The sequence below is a fragment of the Streptomyces litchfieldiae genome (assembly GCF_031845365.1).
GTDB classification, from domain to species: Bacteria; Actinomycetota; Actinomycetes; order Streptomycetales; family Streptomycetaceae; genus Streptomyces; species Streptomyces litchfieldiae.
The window spans coordinates 38,674-56,041 of sequence record NZ_JAVREL010000015.1 but is presented as its reverse complement, the minus strand read 5'-3'; the positions used below and the strand labels follow the sequence as shown (position 1 = coordinate 56,041).

Annotated in this window: 11 protein-coding genes; 8 read left to right on the top strand and 3 right to left on the bottom strand. The window is 77.5% G+C overall.

All coding sequences use genetic code 11. The features are described 5' to 3' along the window. Positions 1–74: 74 nt before the first annotated feature. From RM590_RS23875 to RM590_RS23850, 6 genes are all read left to right on the top strand, one after another. Positions 75–926: a DUF4132 domain-containing protein gene (locus tag RM590_RS23875; protein WP_311706744.1), complete on the top strand. Its 852-nt coding sequence runs from the start codon at positions 75–77 to the stop codon at positions 924–926. Further along, a complete protein-coding gene (locus RM590_RS23870; RefSeq protein WP_311706743.1) occupies positions 923–5,866 on the top strand; it encodes a hypothetical protein in 4,944 nt (1,647 codons plus the stop codon). Before RM590_RS23875 ends, RM590_RS23870 begins: the two co-directional genes overlap by 4 nt. Continuing rightward, positions 5,863–7,029 (top strand): ATP-binding protein, encoded by a 1,167-nt coding sequence (locus RM590_RS23865; RefSeq protein ID WP_311706742.1) that lies wholly within the window; start codon positions 5,863–5,865, stop codon positions 7,027–7,029. Before RM590_RS23870 ends, RM590_RS23865 begins: the two co-directional genes overlap by 4 nt. A gap of 5 nt (positions 7,030–7,034) precedes the next feature. Next, on the top strand, positions 7,035–10,523 hold the full coding sequence (locus RM590_RS23860) for a DUF5682 family protein (RefSeq protein WP_311706741.1): 3,489 nt from the start codon (positions 7,035–7,037) through the stop codon (positions 10,521–10,523). Then, the gene (locus RM590_RS23855) at positions 10,520–12,316 is read left to right on the top strand and encodes a hypothetical protein (protein WP_311706740.1); all 1,797 of its coding nucleotides are present in this window, start codon (positions 10,520–10,522) and stop codon (positions 12,314–12,316) included. Before RM590_RS23860 ends, RM590_RS23855 begins: the two co-directional genes overlap by 4 nt. 358 nt (positions 12,317–12,674) lie before the next feature. After that, a complete protein-coding gene (locus tag RM590_RS23850; protein WP_311706739.1) occupies positions 12,675–13,649 on the top strand; it encodes an aldo/keto reductase in 975 nt (324 codons plus the stop codon). A gap of 4 nt (positions 13,650–13,653) precedes the next feature. Here the strand turns inward: RM590_RS23850 and RM590_RS23845 are convergent, their stop codons facing one another. Further along, positions 13,654–14,334 (bottom strand): lysophospholipid acyltransferase family protein, encoded by a 681-nt coding sequence (locus RM590_RS23845; protein ID WP_311706738.1) that lies wholly within the window; start codon positions 14,332–14,334, stop codon positions 13,654–13,656. Positions 14,335–14,584: 250 nt separating this feature from the next. Between RM590_RS23845 and RM590_RS23840 the strand changes: the two genes are divergently transcribed. Both RM590_RS23840 and RM590_RS23835 read left to right on the top strand, forming a co-directional pair. Next, entirely contained in the window at positions 14,585–15,748 is a 1,164-nt protein-coding gene (locus tag RM590_RS23840) for a glycerophosphodiester phosphodiesterase (protein ID WP_311706737.1), read from the top strand. Between the two features lie 203 nt (positions 15,749–15,951). Next, positions 15,952–16,452, top strand: coding sequence for a GNAT family N-acetyltransferase (locus RM590_RS23835; RefSeq protein ID WP_311706736.1), 501 nt, complete (start codon positions 15,952–15,954; stop codon positions 16,450–16,452). Positions 16,453–16,476: 24 nt separating this feature from the next. On the opposite strand, the gene RM590_RS23830 is transcribed toward RM590_RS23835, so the two are convergent. Together RM590_RS23830 and RM590_RS23825 are read right to left on the bottom strand one after the other, a co-directional pair. Next, positions 16,477–16,935, bottom strand: coding sequence for a hypothetical protein (locus RM590_RS23830; protein ID WP_394813958.1), 459 nt, complete (start codon positions 16,933–16,935; stop codon positions 16,477–16,479). Then, the gene (locus RM590_RS23825; RefSeq protein ID WP_311706734.1) at positions 16,907–17,281 is read right to left on the bottom strand and encodes a hypothetical protein; all 375 of its coding nucleotides are present in this window, start codon (positions 17,279–17,281) and stop codon (positions 16,907–16,909) included. The genes RM590_RS23830 and RM590_RS23825 overlap by 29 nt, the downstream gene beginning before the upstream one ends. Between the last annotated feature and the right edge of the window lie 87 nt (positions 17,282–17,368).

Here is a 17,368-nt window from a genome sequence, read left to right as displayed (position 1 = left end):
ACGCCGCGTGACCCGTTGTCAGTGGCAGCTTCTAGAGTTTCGATCATCGTAATCGCGGCCACAGGGAGATGGTCATGGGGTGGATCAGCGCGGGCGACTACGACGTCGCGCTCGACGACGCGGGCAAGCTCGTCTGCCGCAACCGGACGGGACGGATCCTCAAAGCCGTGCCCGCGAAGATCGCCGAGGAGCCCGCCGTCGTCCAGCTTCGGCAGCTCACCGAGTGGCTCGCCCGGCACGAGCGGGAGTGCCTGGCCGCCGTCGAGCGCTGGATGATCCGCTCCCTGCCGGTGCCCGCCGCGACCCTCGTGCACATCTGGCCCGACCCGGCCTGGCGGGCGGCGCTGCGCGACCTCGTCGTCACCGACGACGCCGGCACGGTCGCCGGGTTCCTGCGCGACGCCGACCCCGAGCGCGGCCTCGGCCTCGTCGACCTCGACGGCGACACCGTGCGGACCGACGCCGGCCGGCTCCGCGTTCCGCACCCCGTCCTCCTCGAAGACCTCGACGAGCTGCGGGACTTCGCCACCGAGCTGGGCCTGCGCCAGGGCATCGGCCAGTTGCACCGCGAGGTGTGGCGGCGCGACGCGGTCCCGGACCGGGACGCCACCGCGGTCGACCGTTACGCCGGCGGCAGCTTCAAGCAGCTCCGGTTCCTGACCGGCCGCGCCGCCTCCCTGGGGTACCGGGTGCGCGGCGCCCAGGCCGTGTGCCCCGTCTTCGAAGACGGCCGCACCGTCGAGGCCCGCGTCTGGCTCGGCGACTACGACGGCTTCGAGGAGACCGAGACCGGCCCGCTGACCTGGAGCACCGCCGACGGACGGCCGCTGCGGCTGCGCGAGATCGGGCCCGTCGCCTGGTCGGAGGGCATGCGCATGGCCGCCGCCCTGTACGCCGGCCGCGAGACCGGGGAGGACGCCCGATGACGGCCACCACGACCGGCGCCCTGCTGGAGGCGGGCGCCGTCCTGCCGCGCGACAGCCACCCCGGGCAGGACGCCGACACCCTCACCGCCCGCGCCTACACCCACCCGGCGCTGGACGGCCGGCCCGTGGTCCGGCTGGTCCCCGAGACCCTCGGCGAGGCCGAGGACCTGGCCCTCGGGTTCCTCGGCCTGCGCCGGGAGGCCGACGCCCCGCCGGTCGGCCAAGTGCGCCGCGAGACTCTGGGCTTCCCGGCCTGGGCCCTGGTCAACGACCCGGCCAACGGCCACCACGCGCTCGCCCTCGTCCAGGACATCGAGCGGCTGTCCCGGCTCGCCGGGACCCGCGCGGGCGCCGCCAAGGAGGGCTTCGAGCAGTTGGCCGAGCGGCTGGGCCGGTCCGTCCCGCACTTCCTGCCCACCTTCTACGAACAGGCCGCCCGCGCTTTCCTCGCCCACGAGAACACCGCCTACGCCGCCAGCCTCTTCGGCCGGGCCCGGGCCGCCGAGCGCGTCCACGGCCTGGCCGTCGACGAGGCGCGGCAGCGCGCGGTGTTCCTGGAGTTCGCCTTCGCCGGCGCCCTCACCGTCAAGGCGCTCAAGGAGCATGTCCGGGACCTGACCGAGCGGCTGGCCCCGGCCGCCGCCTGGGACCAGTTCCGGCAGCTCACGGTCGAACGCTGCGCCGCCGGGATGCCGCCCTACGCCTCGCTGCCCCAGGACGCCCGCCGCCTCCTCCGCGCCGCCGGCCTCGACGTGGCCGCCGAGGAGCGCGACCTGCTCGCCGTGCTGCTCGGCTTCCCCGCCGTCGTCCGCGCGCCCCGCTCGTTCTGGACGGCCTACCGCGATGCCCTGACCGGCCTCGTCGAGCGGCGGCCCGCCCTGTGCGCCCGGCTGCTGGAGATCATCCCCTCGGCCATGGGCACCCAGGACGGCGGCGACGAGATCTGGCTCGGGCTGCTGTCCGCCACCGGCGCCGACGAACTGCTCACCGGATCCGCGCCCACCGCCGAGGCGGACCCGGCCGACTGGCTCACCCGCTGGGCCGCCCACCTCCAGAGCGGCTGGTCCGGCCCGCGCCGCTCGCCCGCCACCTGCGCGCTGGCCACGCGCATGGCCCACCGGCTGCGCGCGGCCGGCCGGCCGGTGACGCTGTCCCGGCCGCGCGGCTGGCGCCGGGGCACCGATCTGGAGCTGCTCGACGCCTGCCTGGCCGCCGGCATCCCGGTGGCCGACCCGCCGGACCGGCTCGGCCTCGACCTCGACGCCTGGTTCGCCGCCCCCGCCGCCGGCCGGCGCGACCTGGCCGCCGTGGCCGCCGACCCCCGGTACGGCCCGCCGCTCACCGACTCCGTCGGCGAGACCGGGCGGCACGGGGACACCACCCGGCTGGCGACGGCCGCCACCCACCCGGTGCTGCGCCGCCTGCTGAGCGACTGGCTCGACGCCCGCGCCGAGGAGTACCGCGGCGCGGCCGGCCTGCCCGCCGCCCGGGCCGCCGTCGACCAGTTGCTGTCCATCGGCCGGTTCGCTCGCGAGGTGAACCCGGACGCCGTCGCCCGGGTCACCGGGCACGACCTGACGCCACTGCTGACCAGGACGCTGCGCGCCGGCCTCGTCGACGAGCTCGGCTGGCCCGCCCTGGAGGAGGCGATGCGCCTGCTGGACCCCGCCGCCCGCCCCGGGCCCAACGGGCTCTCCGTGGACGAGGCGTGGCCCGCGCTGATCGTCGCCGACTCCACCAGGGCCGTGGTCGTCGGACCCGACCGCGTCCTGCTCGAACACGACCTGCGCATCCCTGACAAGCTCCGATGGCAGCGCCCCTCCTTCCGGTACGCCGACGGCGAGCTTCTGGTCACCTGGTGGCACGAGGGCCGGTACCGGGCGTACTGGTCCGCGCGGCCCGAGGACGTCTTCGACCTCGGCGGCGGTCGGCCCACCCGCTCCTCCGCCTTCCTCTCCTGGGCCTCGCTGGACCTGGCCGGCGGCGGGCGGGCCACCGGAGCCCGGCCGCTGCGCGCCGGCGACACCGTCCTGCCCGAGGAGCACCCCGTGCTCGGCGACGGCACCGGCCACTGGCGGCTGGACCACCCGCAGGGGCGGCCGGTGTGGACGGAGTACGATCCGGCCACCGGCGCCGTGGGCCGCGCCTCGCTGCCCGCCTTCCTCGCCCGGGCGGCCGAGGACGAGGGCGTCCGGCTGCTGCCCCACCACTGCTCCCTCCTTCCGCTGCCCGCCGGGCTGGACGACTCACCGCTGGGCACCGACGGCACCCTCCTCGGCTGGTCGGTGCGCGCCGAGAGCGCCACCGGGCGGCGGCTCACGGCCACCACCGTCGACGGGCGCACGGCCACCGTCACCGGCCGGGCCACCGACCACGGCCGGACGGTCGTCCCCACCCCCGTCGGCGCCCTGCGGCTGCCCGGCGGCGCCGAGCCCGTGCTCGCCGCCCACGGCGGCGGCATCTCCCTCTACGAGAACGGCTCCGACATCGCCCGCGGCGCGCTCGGCTCCGCCGTCCCGCGCGGCCCCGGCGGCGACTTCGCGGCCGGCACCCCGCTGGTGCCGCCCGTGCTCTTCTGGCACGCGCTGCGCCCCCGCGACGAGGCGGGCTCGCGCGCCCTGCGCGCCCTCACCGACGAGACGACCGCCCGGCTGCTCGCCGCGCTGGGCGCCACCCTCGACGAGTTGGACCGCGCCGACGCCGAGCACCGCGCCGCCGGCCGCGCCCCGGACCCCGCCCGCCGCACCCGCGACCGCGCCGCGGCCCTGTCCGGCGCCGTGGCCGCCGCGCTGCCCCCGGTCACGGACGACGCGCTGCGCCTCGGCGTGGCCGGCGTGGTGCGCTTCACCGTCGGCCTGCGCCGCGCCGTCGCCCGGCTCACCGCCGACAGCCGCCGGCCCGCGGCGGGCCAGGCCGGCATGTTCGAGGACCACCGCCCGCGGCACGGCGAGGACGGCACCCTCGGCGATGCCGCGCGCGGCCTGTTCGCCGGTCCCCGCACCCGGCTCTTCGGCCGTGCCTCCTGGGCGGCCCTCCAGCAGATCCGCGCCGTCAACCACGTCCTGTCCGGCAAGCCCGCCGAAGGCCGGCCGCTGCCCGAGCGGCACCGCGCCGAGACCCTGCCCGACGGCTGGACCACCGATCCGCTCACCGCCCCCGCCTACTCCGGCGAGTGGACCGGGACACTGGGCACGTTGCGCGCCCTCGCCCTCCGGGCGACCGGGCCCGGCGTCGACGACCCCGGCCGGGAGGCCCTGCTCCTGCTCCTCACGGCCATTGCCGAAGGGCCGCTCGCCGGCCCCGCCGAACTGCGCGAGGTCACCCTCATCGAGGAGCGGGACTCCACTCCCCAGCGCGGCGGTCAGGTGTTCCGCCACGGTTCGCGCACCGTGGTCATCCTCGGCAACCGGAGGCTGCGCGGCGACGGCAAGGCCGAATGGTCCGCGCTCGACCACGACCCCGACGGCGTCTTCGGCGCCGTCGCGCACCTGACCACCGCGAAGGCGCACCCGGTGCCCGCCCGGCCGCCCGCCGCGTTCCTCACCGAAGTCGTCCGGCTCGTCCGGGAGAAGGGCCCCGCCCCCTGGCGGCCCGAGGCCGCCGCGGCCTTCGCCGAGGCCACCGGCAGCGGCCCCGGCCGGGCCGCGCTGCTCCTGGCCGGCCTCCCCGCCGACACCTCGCCCGCCACCCTGGCGGTCCTGGGCCTGAGGACGGGCCAGGCCCGGACGGCGGCGGCGCTGCTCCCCGGCGAGCCCGCGGACGTCGTCGCCGCCCTGCTGCCCGACGAGCCCGCCGCGCTGTGGGGCACCGGCCCCGACACGGCCGCCGCCGCCCGCCGGTGGCGGGAGCGGTTCGGGACGCTGCGCCTCGTTCCGGAGGACGTCGCCGCCGAGCTCCAGCTCACCGGCACCGCCATGGCCGCGCTCAACCCGGACCACACGCCCTGGCTCAGCCGCACCACCCGGCAACGGATATCCCCGCAGGGCCAGTTGACGGCGGATGACCCCGAGGCGGTGCCGGACGGCCGGCTGCTCGCCGACGCCGTGACCGCGCTCGCCACCCTCGGCTACGGCCTGCCCCACGGCCACCCGTTGCGCGCCGCCCTGCCCGAGGGACTCGCCGCCCTGCGCCGGCGCCTCTCCGACCCGGGACTGATCATGGACATGGGCCTGGACTGGACGGAGAAGCACGGTCCCAGCGCGCCCCGGCTCCGCGCGGCCCACGGCCTGCCCGAGGCCGGGGGAGCCGGGCCCGACGGACTGGTCCGCGCCGGCGAGGCGTTCGTCCTGGCCCCCTGGTACAGCGGTGCGGAGTCCACCCGGCTGCGCCCCGCCGGCCTCACCGGCGCCGACGACCCGGCCCTCGCCCTGATCGAGGGCATCGCTGGCCCGGGCGCCGCCCGCCCCCTCGACGCGCTGCGCGCCGTCCTCGGCACCGAGCTCGAACGCGCCCTCCGCGCCGGCCTCGACGACGGCTCGCCGGCCGGGTACGCGCAGGACCCCGCCCGCAGCGTCCCGGCGCTGGTCGCCGAGGTCGCCGCGGCCCACGCGCTGGCCGAGGACGCCGCCGCTCTCTACCTCCAGTTGCTGGCCCTGCCCGACCCCACCGACCGCAACCGCGCCCGCTGGACCGGCTGGCGCCCCGCCCGCGCCAAGCGCGCCGCGGCCGAGCTGGCCGGCTCCGGCCTGGTGGTGACCGCACAGCGGCCGCGCGCGGGCCGCCGGCTGTTCCTGCCCGGCGGCTGGGCGGACCTGAAGGCGCCCGCGCTGCCCGCGGAGACCTGGAAGGCCGGCCTCTACCCGCTGCGGCCGGGCGCCCGGGCCACGCCGCTGATCCCCGTTCCCGAACTGTTCGAGCGCGCCTGGGCACGGGTGCGCGACGGTGACGCCCCCGCCTACGAAGAGCTCGTCACCCGCGCCACCAGGAAGGGCCGCCGATGACCACCGCCACCACCCCCGCAGCCCGCCAGCTCACCCCGCCCGAGGACGAGTTCGCCACCGAGCTGGCCTTCCTCGCCGCACACGACCGCGGCCCCCGCCCGCCCGGCTGGCGGCTCACCCCCCGGGCCGTCGTCACGTTCGTGATGGGCAGCCCGGGCACCGCCCTCACCCTGCCCGACGACGCCACCGTTCCCGAGGGGATCCCGCGCCGGCTGGAGATCACGCGGAAGTTCGTCGGCGACCGCGCCCTCGTCGAGCGCTGCGTGGTCACCCTGGCCGGCGAGCGCGGACTGCTGCTCGTCGGCGAGCCCGGCACCGCCAAGTCGCTGCTGTCCGAGCTGCTGGCCACCGCCGTCTGCGGGACCGGCGCCCTGACCGTGCAGGGCACCGCGGGCACCACCGAGGACCAGCTCAAATACGGCTGGAACTACGCCCTGCTCCTCGCCCAGGGCCCCAGCCGCCATGCCCTCGTCCCCTCCCCGGTGCTCACCGCCATGACCACCGGCGCCGTCGCCCGCGTGGAGGAGATCACCCGCTGCCTGCCGGAGGTGCAGGACGCCCTGGTCTCCCTCCTGTCCGAGCGGCGCGTCGCCATACCCGAGCTGGCCGGCACCGAGGACGCCCAGGTGCACGCCGCCCCCGGCTTCGCCCTGATCGCCACGGCCAACCTCCGCGACCGCGGCGTCTCCGAGATGTCCGCCGCCCTCAAGCGCCGCTTCAACTTCGAGACGGTCGGCCCCATCGCCGACCCCGAAGCCGAAACGGCCCTGGTGCGCCGCCAGTCCCGGGCCGCCGTCGAGCGGTCCGGCGCCGCGTACGCGGTCGACGACTCCGTCCTGGAGGCCCTCGTCACCGCCTTCCGCGACCTCCGCGAGGGCCGGTCCGCCGAGGGCTGGGAGGTGGAGCGGCCGTCCACGGTCATGAGCACCGCAGAGGCCGTCGCCGTGGCTGGCGCGCTGGGCCTCGCCGCCGCCTACTTCCCCTCCGACCGCGATGTCCTCGGCCTGCTGCCCGGCCATCTGCTGGGCGTGGTCCGCAAGGACGAACCCGCCGACGCCGCCTGCCTCCAGGGCTACTGGGACGGCGCCGTGCGCCGCCGCGCCGAGCAGGGCTCGGCCACCTGGCGCACCCTGTGGGACCTGCGGCACGTGCTGGAGGGGTGACGCCGATGGCCACCGAACCGGACCCCGGCGCCCGGCAGGTGAGCGACGCCCTGGCCGAACTCACCGACCCCGCCGGCCCGTTCCTCATCGGCGTACGGCACCACGCGCCGTCCCTCGCCGCCGCCGTGCCCCGCCTGCTGGACGCCGCCGGGCCCGCCGTGCTGCTCGTCGAGCTGCCCGCCGAGTTCCAGGACTGGCTGCCCTGGCTCGCCCACGAGGAGACCCGCGCCCCCGTCGCCCTCGCCGCCGTCCCCGGCGCGGGGGAGTCCACCGGCGACCCGGCGTTCTACCCGTTCGCCGACTTCTCCCCGGAGCTGGCCGCCCTGCGCTGGGCCGCGCGCCGCGGCGTCCCGGCCATCGCCGCCGACCTCCCGCTCCACCTCCGGGGGCACCGCTCGCCCGGGCCCTCCGGCCCCGGCCGCCCCGGCCTCGGGCACGCGCTGCGCACCCGCCTCACCGGCCGGCGCGGCGACGACCTGTGGGACCGCCTGGTCGAGGCCACCGCCCCCGGCTCACCACCCGAGGCCGTCCGCCGCGCCGCGCTGCTCACCGGCTGGGCCCTGCGCCGCGACGCCGCCGAGGGCCCCGGCGTCGACCCCCTCGACCTGGACCGGGAGCGCTGGATGCGCGCCCGGCTGGCCGAGGCCGCCGCCGGGGGCCGCCGCGTCGCCGCCGTCGTCGGCGCGTTCCACACCCCCGCCCTCACCGCCCGGGCCGCCGCCGGGGACGACGCCCCTCCCGCCGGGGCGGACCTCGCGGCGGCCGAGGCCTGGACGGTGTCGCTGATCCCATACACCTACGCCCTGCTCGACGAGCGGTCCGGCTACCCGGCCGGCATCCGCGACCCCGAGTGGCAGCACCAGGTGCTGGACTCGGCGGGCGACCCCGCCGCCCTCGACCACGCGCTGACCCGCACCGCCGTCCGGATCTGCGGCGAGCTGCGCGCCCAGGACCACCCCGCGGGGCCGGCCGACGCGCGGGAGATCACCCGGCTCGCCGCCGACCTCGCCCGCCTCCGCGGCCTGCCCGCGCCCGGCCGCGGCGAGCTGATCGAGGCCGTGGGCACCACGCTGACCCAGGGCGAGCCGCTCGGCCGCGGCCGGGCCGTGTCCCACGCGCTGGAGCGGGTCCTGATCGGCTCCCGCACCGGCGGCCCCGCCCCCGGCACCCCGCGCGGCGGCCTCGGCCCCGCCGTCGAGACCGAGGTCGCCGAGCTCGGCCTGCCCGGCCCGGCCGACGCCACCGCACCCGCGCGCGACCTGCGCCTGGACCCCGTGCGTTCCCCGCTCGACCGGCGCCGCGAGCTGCTGCTGCGCCGCCTCACCGTCTGCGGCATCCCCTACGCCGAGGAGCAGCCCGTCACCGGCGCCGGCGGCGCCGACGCCGTCACCACCCGCTGGTCGCTGCGCTGGACACCGGCCACCGCCGCCATGCTCACGGCCGCCTCCGTCCGCGGGGTCACCGCCGCCCAGGCCGCCGAGGGCACCCTGCGCGAACGCCACCGCGCCGAGCGGGGGGCCGGCGGGCCCACCGCCGCCCAGGTCGTCGCCGGCCTCGATCACGCCGCCGCCTGCGGACTGGACGCCCTCACCGCCGAGCGCCTCGCCGAGACCCGCGCCGTTCTCCCGGCCACCGGCGCCCTGCCCGAGCTGCTGGCCGCCCTCACGCTGCTGGACCGGCTCCGCGCCGCCGGCCTGCCCACCGGGGACACCGCCGACCTGCTCACCGCCGCCGCGGTGCGCCAGGTGGCCGGGCTGACCGGCTCCGAGGACCCCGCCGACGCCCGCGCCCTCGTCGAACTGGGCCACCGCGCCGACCGGTTCGGCGGCATCCGGCTCACCGCCGCGCTCGCCGCCCTGGCCGCCGAGGGGGCCCCGCTCATGCGCGGCGCCGCCGCCGCGCTGCGCACGCTCCTCGGCCACCAGCGGCCCGAGGCCCTCGGCCGCCTGGTGGCGTCCTGGGTGGACGCGGCCACCGGCCCCGAGTCCCGCGCCGCGCTCACCGCCCGCCTCACCGGCCTGCTGACCGCCGCCGGCCCGCTGCTGGAGGCGTCGCCCGCCGCCCTCGGCCCGCTGTTCGACCGCGTCGCCGAGCTGCCGGACCGCCGTTTCCTGGACCGGCTGCCGGCTCTGCGCGCCGGCTTCGACACGCTCAGCCCGGCCGCCCGGGACCGGCTTCTGGACGTGGTGGAGGACCGCGTCGGCGACCGGATCGGCGCGTTGCCCGACGCCGGGGCCGACGCGGACACCCTCGCGCTGTGGACCCGGGCCGATCTCACGGCCCGCGACGTCCTGGCCGGCCGGGGCCTGCTGCCCGCCCCCGGCCCGGCGGGCCGGGCCGCCCCCGGCGCGGACGCCGGCCGGCCCGCCGCCGCCCGCCCGCCGGAGGAGCGGACCCTCGCCCTCGTCGACCGCTGGCGGCTGCTGCTCGGCCGCCGCGCGGACCGGCTCCCTTCCGCGGCCATCCCGCTGGCCACCGCCCTGGACGAGTTGTACGGATCGGGCCGCGGTGAGGGCGCGCGCGGCGACCTCGCCACGGGCGGGCGCGGCCGGGAGGCTCCGTATCCCGGCGTCCGCGAGTGGTCCGGGGCGCTCGCCGCCTGCTTCGGCCCCGGCATCCGCGAGGAGGTCCTGGCCGCGGCCGTGGCCGCGGGCCGCGGCGACGCCGTATCCGCGCTGGACCCCGACAGCGTCCGCCCCTCGGTCGAACTGCTGCGCACCGTACTCAGCCACGCCGGCGGCCTGCCCGAGGCCCGCCTCGTCCAGCTCCGCCCCCTGGTCCGTCGCCTCGTCGACGAGCTCACCCGGCGGCTGGCCACCCGGCTGCGGCCCGCGCTCACCGGCGCCGCGCTGCCCCGTCCCACCCGGCGCCCCACCGGCCGCCTCGACCTGCCCCGCACCATCCGGGCCAGCCTGCACACGGCGCGGCCCGCCGAGGACGCCGGCGTCCAGATCATCCCGGAACGGCCCGTGTTCCGCGGCCGGGCCACCAGGACCGCCGACTGGCGGCTGATCCTGCTCACCGACGTGTCCGGCTCCATGGAGGCGTCCACGATCTGGTCCGCGCTCACCGCCGCCGTCCTCGCCGGAGTCCCCACCCTCACCACCCACTTCCTGGCGTTCTCCACGGAGGTGGTCGACCTCACCGGCCACGTGCACGACCCGCTCGGCCTGCTTCTGGAGGTCAGGATCGGCGGCGGCACCCACATCGCCGCCGCACTGCGGCACGCCCGCACGCTCGTCACCGCACCCTCGCGCACCCTGGTCGTCGTCATCAGCGACTTCGAGGAGGGCTATCCGGTGGGCGGACTGCTCGCAGAAGTGCGGGCCCTGGCCGGGTCCGGCGCCCATGTCCTGGGCTGCGCCAGCCTGGACGACGCCGGCCGCCCCCGGTACTCCACGGCCGTCGCCGGCCAGTTGGTCGCCGCCGGGATGCCCGTCGCCGCGCTCAGCCCGCTCGAACTCGCCCGCTGGGCAGGGGAGAAGATCCGTTGACCGACACCCCCGGGCTGCCCGCCGTCGCCCCCGCCGTGACCGCCGCCCTGATCCAGGGCCTGAGCCCCCGGCTGCGCAAACGCCTCGACGCCGCCGCGGCCAGGCTCGCCGCCCGCCCGGCGACCCGCGACGGCGACACGGTGCGCCTCGCCGTGGACGACGACACCCAACTGGAGCTGGCCGCCCCGGGCGGCACCGTCACCACCACCGACGCGATCCGCTGCGGCTGCCTGCTGGCCCCCGACTGCCTGCACCGCGCGGCGGTCGCCGCCGCCGCGCCCGTCGCCGACGACGACGCGCCGCCCCCGCCGCCCGCCGCCACCCCCGAGCCGGGCGGCGGCCCGGCCCCCTCGGAGCGGGCGGCCGACGACGCCGAGCCGGTGACGCCCGGTCAGCGCGCCGCCGCGACCGCCCTGTGGACCGCGGGTGCCGCCGTGCTGGAGGCCGGCACCGACGGCGCCGGCGCGTTCGCCCAGGCGGAGCTGCTGGGCGCCGCCCACGCCGCGCGCCTCGCCGGGCTGCACCGCCCGGCCGCCGCGGCCGTCGCCACCGTGACCGCGCTGCGCGCCGCGCGCGGTGCCGACCCCGCGTACCGGCTCGCGGATCTGACCGCCGCCCTGCGGGAATTGCTGGCCACCGCCCACGGCCTCGCCCACGCGGAGGGCCCGCCGCCCGCCGGCCTGCGCGGCACCGCGCGCAGGCCGTACGTTCCCGGTGGCTCGCTGCGGCTGTACGGCCTGTTCACCGAGCCGGTGCTGACCGGCACCGGTCACGCGGGCGCGGTCACCTGGACCGCGGACGCCGACGGCCGCCTGTACACCGTTCCGGACGTGCTCCCCGGCGGCGCCGCGCGCGCCGCCTCCGCCGCCGACCGCACCGTGCGGCTCGGCGACACCGCCCTCACCCACCGCGAGCTGTCCCGCGCCGGCCTCGCCGTCTCCGGCGCCACCGTCGCGCCCGACGGCCGGCTCGGCGCCGGATCGGCCGTCCGCGCCGTGCGGGCCGCCGGCGCCGACTGGGACGACGACCCGCTGGGGCGGCTGTGGGACACCCCGCCCGGCGAGCAAGCCGCCCGCGCCTTGGCGGCCGCGCACCGCCCCGCCGGCTCCGACCTGCTCTTCCTCGACGTCACGGTCACCGGCCCGCTGGCCGAGCCCGGCGGCCACGTGCTGGCCGCCGACTGCCGTGGGCTGCCGCTGCGGCTGGCCGCCGCGGACGACCACCCCGCGCTCGCCCACCGGGACAACCTGCGCCTGCTCGCCGCCGCGCCCGGCCTGCGGCTGCGGATCATCGGCCGGCTCATCCCGGCCGCCCACCCCCGGCTGGCCCTGCTCGCCGCCGGCCGCCCGCCCGGCGCGGGCCCCACGCTGCGCGCCGAAGGGCTCCGGGACCGGATCGACCTGGGCTACGACCGGCTCCCGCGCGCCGACCTCCCCGACCCGCCCGGCCCGCCGCGTTCCCCGGCGGGCCCCGGCGGCGGCGCCGAGGCACCCCTGCACCTGCTGCGCCGCCGCACGAACCAGGCCGTCACCGCCGGCCGCCGCACCCTCGCCCTCCCCGGCTCGGCCACGACCGACGCCGCCCGCCTGCGCACCTCCGGCCTCGCCACCGGCGCCGACCTGGTCGACGAGCTGCACCGGGCGGCCGCCCACCGCGCCCTGGACGGCTTCGGCCGCCTCCTGCCCGCCGACCCCGACCGTTTCGCCCGCGCGTGGCTCGCGGTCGCCGAGTACACGGAGGCCGTGGCCCAGGCACTGTGCGCGGCGGCCTGGTCCGCGCCGCAGGAGACGTGAGCAACGCCCGCGCACACAGCGGGACGGGCCACCCACCGCCGCGCCCGCCTTCCGCTGGTTGGCTCCAAAACGGCCTGGCCATGGACGAGTTCGCCCCCGGCCTGGATGCCGCGGCCGCGCGCGGGCCCGTGCCACCGTGCGCTCGGCCACGCTGGCCCGTGCCACTGTGCGCTCGGCCACGCCCGGCCACGCTCGGCCGCCGGCCGGTGGCTCCCGAATGGCGCGCCATGGGGGCCTTCGCCGCCGATGCCCGCGGGCACGGCGCGGCCACGGACGACTTCACCCCCATCGCCCGCCCGAAGGCCACCGAGTCGCCCCACCCCCCTCCAAAATCCCCGACGCATGCGAGGGTGACCGCATGGCGTTCTCCCGATTCACCCCCGAGGCCACGCCCGCCGCCCGCGTCGGGCTGGGGCTGGCCGCCGTCGGCCGGCCCGGTTACATCAACCTCGGCCGGGACCGTGACCTGCCCGGCGACCGCACTCCCGAGGCTCTGCGCGAGCGCAGCCACCGGTTGCTCGACGCCGCCCACGCGGCCGGCGTCCGTTACCTGGACGCGGCCCGTTCCTACGGCATGGCCGAGAGCTTCCTCGCCGACTGGCTGGCCGCCCGGCCCGGGATCACCGATGTCGTCGTCGGCAGCAAGTGGGGCTACACGTATACGGCCGGCTGGCGCGCCGATGCCGAGACGCACGAGGTGAAGGACCACGGGGCGGCCACGTTCGACCGCCAGTACGCCGAGACCCGGGCGCTGCTCGGCGACCGGCTCGACCTGTACCAGATCCACTCCGTCACCCCGGACAGCCCGGCCCTCAACGACCCCGCCGTGCTCGACCGGCTCGCCCGCCTCGCCGAGGACGGCGTGAGCGTCGGCCTGTCCACCAGCGGTCCGGGCCAGGCCGACGCCATCCGCGCCGCGCTGGCCGTCACCGTGGACGGCCGGCCGCTGTTCACCACCGTGCAGTCCACGTTCAACGTCCTGGAGCAATCGGCCGGTCCCGCGCTCGCCGAGGCGCACGCCGCCGGACTGACCGTGATCGTCAAGGAGGCCGTCGCCAACGGCCGGCTGGCCCGCCGCGACACCGCGCCGCCCGAGCTGGCCGCGCTCGCCCAGGAGTACGGCGTCGGCTGCGACACGGTCGCCTTGGCCGCGGTCCTCAACCAGCCCTGGGCCGGCCTCGTCCTGTCCGGCGCGGCCACTCTCGGGCAGCTCCGCAGCAACGTCGCCGCCGCCCGGCTGCACGCGGATCCCGAGCGGCTGGCCGCCCTCGCCCGGCTGGCCGAGCCCCCGGCCGACTACTGGCGGACGCGCTCCGCCCTGCCCTGGACCTGAGTGGTCAGGCCGCCTTCACCTTGGTGGCGTACATGTCCACGTACTCCTGCCCGGACAGCCGCATCACCTCGGTCATCACCTCGTCGGTGACGGCCCGCAGCACATACCGGTCGCGGTCCATGCCCTCGTAGCGCGTGAAGTCCAGCGGCGAGCCGAACCGCACGGTGATCCGCCGGCCCCGCCCGACGCGCGGCAGGCCGCGGCCGCCCGGCTGCACCCGGTCCGTGCCGATCATCGCGAACGGCACCACCGGCGCGCCCGTCATCAGCGTCAGCCGCGCGATGCCGGTGCGCCCCCGGTACAGACGTCCGTCGGGTGACCGGGTGCCCTCCGGGTAGATCCCGAAGACCTTGCCCTCCTCCAGCACGCGCCGCCCCGTCATCAGGGCCGCCACTCCGCCGTGCCCGCCGTCCCGGTCCACCGGGATCATGCCGACCGCCGTGAAGAACCACGCCATCAGCCGCCCCTTGAGCGAGCGGCCCGTGACGTACTCGTCCTTGCCGATGAAGAACACCTGCCGCTCCATGACCAGGGGCAGGATGATCGAGTCGATGAACGTCAGGTGGTTGCCGGCGAGAATCACCGGCCCCCGGTCGGGAATGCGCTCGATCCCCTCGACGCACGGGCGGAAGAACAGCTTCAGCAGCGGGCCGAGCAGCATCTTCAGCAGCACGAATCGGGACAAGTTCCCCTCCGGTCGTTCATGGTCATGCGTACCTCCGCACGCCTAGGGACGATACTCGCGCCTCGCCACACATCGCGCACGGGGTTCACGCCACCGATACTCAGCTTTGACGTGGCTTCGTCGACTGTTTCCTCCGGCGTCCCCGTGCGTACAGGGCCGCGTCCCTACGATCGGGCGCGATCAAGGGCCGCCGGCAGCCGGACCACCGGAGCGGGTGCGCGCCCACGGGAACGAGCCCTACGGAGAAACCATGGCAGCTCACCAGGCGGCAGGCGCCCACTCCCCATCCCCGGGCCGGCGGGCCGTGCTCGGCGCGACGGTGGCCGGCGCCGGCGCCGCGGCGCTGTTCGGCGCGGCGGCCCCCGCCCGCGCCACCGGCCGCCCCGGCCGCGGCCCGGGCCGCGAACTGCCCACGCCGACGGTCATCGCCCACCGCGGCGCCTCCGGCTACCGCCCCGAACACACCCTGGGCGCCTACCAGCTCGGCCTCGACCTCGGCGCGGACATCATCGAGCAGGACCTGGTCCCCACCCGGGACGGGCACCTGGTCTGCCGGCACGAGAACGACATCAGCGGCACCACCGACGTCGCCGACCACCCGGAGTTCGCCGACCGCCGCACCACCAAGACCGTGGACGGCCAGTCCATCACGGGCTGGTTCACCGAGGACTTCACGCTGGCCGAGCTGAAGACGCTGCGCGCCACCGAACGCATCCCGGACCAGCGCCCGGCCAACACGCTCTACAACGGCCGCTGGACCGTTCCCACTTACGACGAGGTGCTGCGCTGGGCCGTCGACCAGGGCCGCAGGCGCGGCCGTCCGGTCTGGCTGTACACCGAGACCAAGCACCCCTCGTACTTCCGCTCCATAGGACTGGGCCTGGAGGAGCGCCTGGCCCGGCTGCTCCGCCGCCACGACCTGCACCGTGCCAACTCCCGGGTGTTCCTCCAGTCGTTCGAGCCCAGCAGCATGGAGCGGATGGCCCGCCTGGTGGACACCCCCCGCGTGGTGCTGTTCTCCTCGGCCGGCTCGCGCCCCTGGGACTTCCGGGAGTCCGGCGACCCGCGCACCGTCGCCGACCTCGTGACCCCCGAGGGCCTGCGCGAGATCGCCGCCTACGCCCAGGGCGTCGGCCCGACGCTCGACCTGGTCATCCCGCGGAACGCCGACGGCACGCTGGGCACCACCACCGCCCTGGTCTCCGACGCGCACGCCGCCGGCCTGCTGGTGCACCCCTACACCGCGCGCAACGAGAACCGCTATCTGCCCGCCGAGTTCCGCCGGGGCTCCGACCCCAACGCCTTCGGCGACGTCTTCGGCGCGCTGAACGCGTACTTCGAGGCGGGCATCGACGGCGTGTTCGCCGACCACCCCGACACCGCGCTGCTCGCCGCCGCCGACTTCGGCCGCTGACGCCCACGCCCGCAGGGCCCGGGGGAGGCGGCGAGTCGGCAATCTCACAAGGTAGTTGGCTCCAGCACATTCCCCCGAGTACCGGCCGCCCAGCACAATGTGACGGCGCGGGTGGTGACCTGCGCCGTCAGGGCAGCCGCCGGCCGAAGCGCGACCCTCACACACGCCCGGCCGGCCCAACACCTCAACGGAGGCGCGTGCACATGGGGATGAGCGTCACGATCGACACGGCGACGGGCGAGGACGCCGAGCAGATCCTGAAACTGCAATACCTCTGCTACCAGCCGGAGGCCGAGCTCTACGGGGACTACACCATCGAGCCGCTGACCCAGACGCTGGCCGACCTGCGTGCCGAAGTGGCCGACACCTGCGTGCTGGTGGCCCGCCTCGGCGCGGAGGTCGTCGGCTCGGTCCGCGGCCGGGTCGACGACGACGGCACCGCCAACATCGGCCGCCTCATCGTGCACCCCCGGATGCAGCGCCACGGCCTCGGCGGGCGGCTGCTGGCCGCCATCGAGGCGCGGCTCGCGGCGGAGCGGGACGCCGCCCGCTACCGCCTGTTCACCGGGCACCGCAGCGCCGGGAACCTGCGCCTGTACCGGCGGCTCGGCTACGCCCCGGTGGGTGTGGAAGAGGTATCCCGCCACCTGAGCCTGGTCACCCTGGAGAAGGACGTCCCCGCCTCGCTGGCCGCCAGTGCCTGAGCCCGCCGAACGCCCCGGCCCCGGTCACGCCGCCGCGGCCGGGGCCCCGCCACGGGTCCGGCGCAGCCACAGCAGCCCGGTGACCGGCAGCACCAGCGGCAGGAACAGGTACCCCATCCCGTAGTCCGACCACACCGTGGCGTCGGGGAACGCCGACGGCTCCACCAGGGTCCAGGTCCCCACGGTCAGCACCCCGGCCAGCTCCGCCGCGCACGCGACCAGCGCCAGCCGGCGCGCCGCCTCCCCGCCGCGCACCAGCGACAGCGTGATGAACGCGTAGACGATCGCGGCGACCGCCGAGAGCACATAGGCCAGCGGCGCCTCGTCGAAACGTGTGGACAACTGGTACACGGAGCGCGAGGTGGCGCCCACCGTGAAGACGCCGTACAGCGTGACCAGCAGCCGCCCCGGCCCCTGCCGCAGATTCGGCCCCCGCCCCTGGTCCGCGAGCTGCTCAGGCACCGCCGCCCCCCGCCCACACATCGGCCAGCCGGAGCTGGAGCGCCGCGAGCACCAGGGCGCCCGCGGCCACCGTCGCCGAACCCCACCGGGAGCGTTCACTCAGCGAGACGATGCCCACCACCGGCAGGCAGAGCGGGACCGACACCAGATACGACACGAAGATCGCCGTCCCGCCGTCGCCGGGCCGCTCCCCGCGGGAGAGCTGCACGACGCCGACCACGAGCTGTGCCAGCGCGAACAGCAGCACCACGGCCATTCCGATGTAGTGCCAGTCCTTGACCGGCTGGTCGCGGAAGGCGGCGTACCCGCACCAGGCGGCCAGCAGCAGAGCGGTCACGACGACCGTCACCGTCAGCGGCGTGAACATGCGCCGACTCTAACGGGACGCCTCCCGCCGCCCGCCGGGAGGGGCCGCCGGTACGGGGCGTCCGGCCGCCCGCCGCGTGGCGTTGAC

Bases quoted from the DNA above. Each gene is read 5' to 3' on its own strand.
- RM590_RS23875 (WP_311706744.1), top strand. From the start codon at position 75: ATGGGGTGGATCAGCGCGGGCGACTACGACGTCGCGCTCGACGACGCG.
- RM590_RS23870 (WP_311706743.1), top strand. From the start codon at position 923: ATGACGGCCACCACGACCGGCGCCCTGCTGGAGGCGGGCGCCGTCCTG.
- RM590_RS23865 (WP_311706742.1), top strand. From the start codon at position 5,863: ATGACCACCGCCACCACCCCCGCAGCCCGCCAGCTCACCCCGCCCGAG.
- RM590_RS23860 (WP_311706741.1), top strand. From the start codon at position 7,035: ATGGCCACCGAACCGGACCCCGGCGCCCGGCAGGTGAGCGACGCCCTG.
- RM590_RS23850 (WP_311706739.1), top strand. From the start codon at position 12,675: ATGGCGTTCTCCCGATTCACCCCCGAGGCCACGCCCGCCGCCCGCGTC.
- RM590_RS23840 (WP_311706737.1), top strand. From the start codon at position 14,585: ATGGCAGCTCACCAGGCGGCAGGCGCCCACTCCCCATCCCCGGGCCGG.
- RM590_RS23835 (WP_311706736.1), top strand. From the start codon at position 15,952: ATGGGGATGAGCGTCACGATCGACACGGCGACGGGCGAGGACGCCGAG.
- RM590_RS23830 (WP_394813958.1), bottom strand. From the start codon at position 16,935: ATGTGTGGGCGGGGGGCGGCGGTGCCTGAGCAGCTCGCGGACCAGGGG.
- RM590_RS23825 (WP_311706734.1), bottom strand. From the start codon at position 17,281: ATGTTCACGCCGCTGACGGTGACGGTCGTCGTGACCGCTCTGCTGCTG.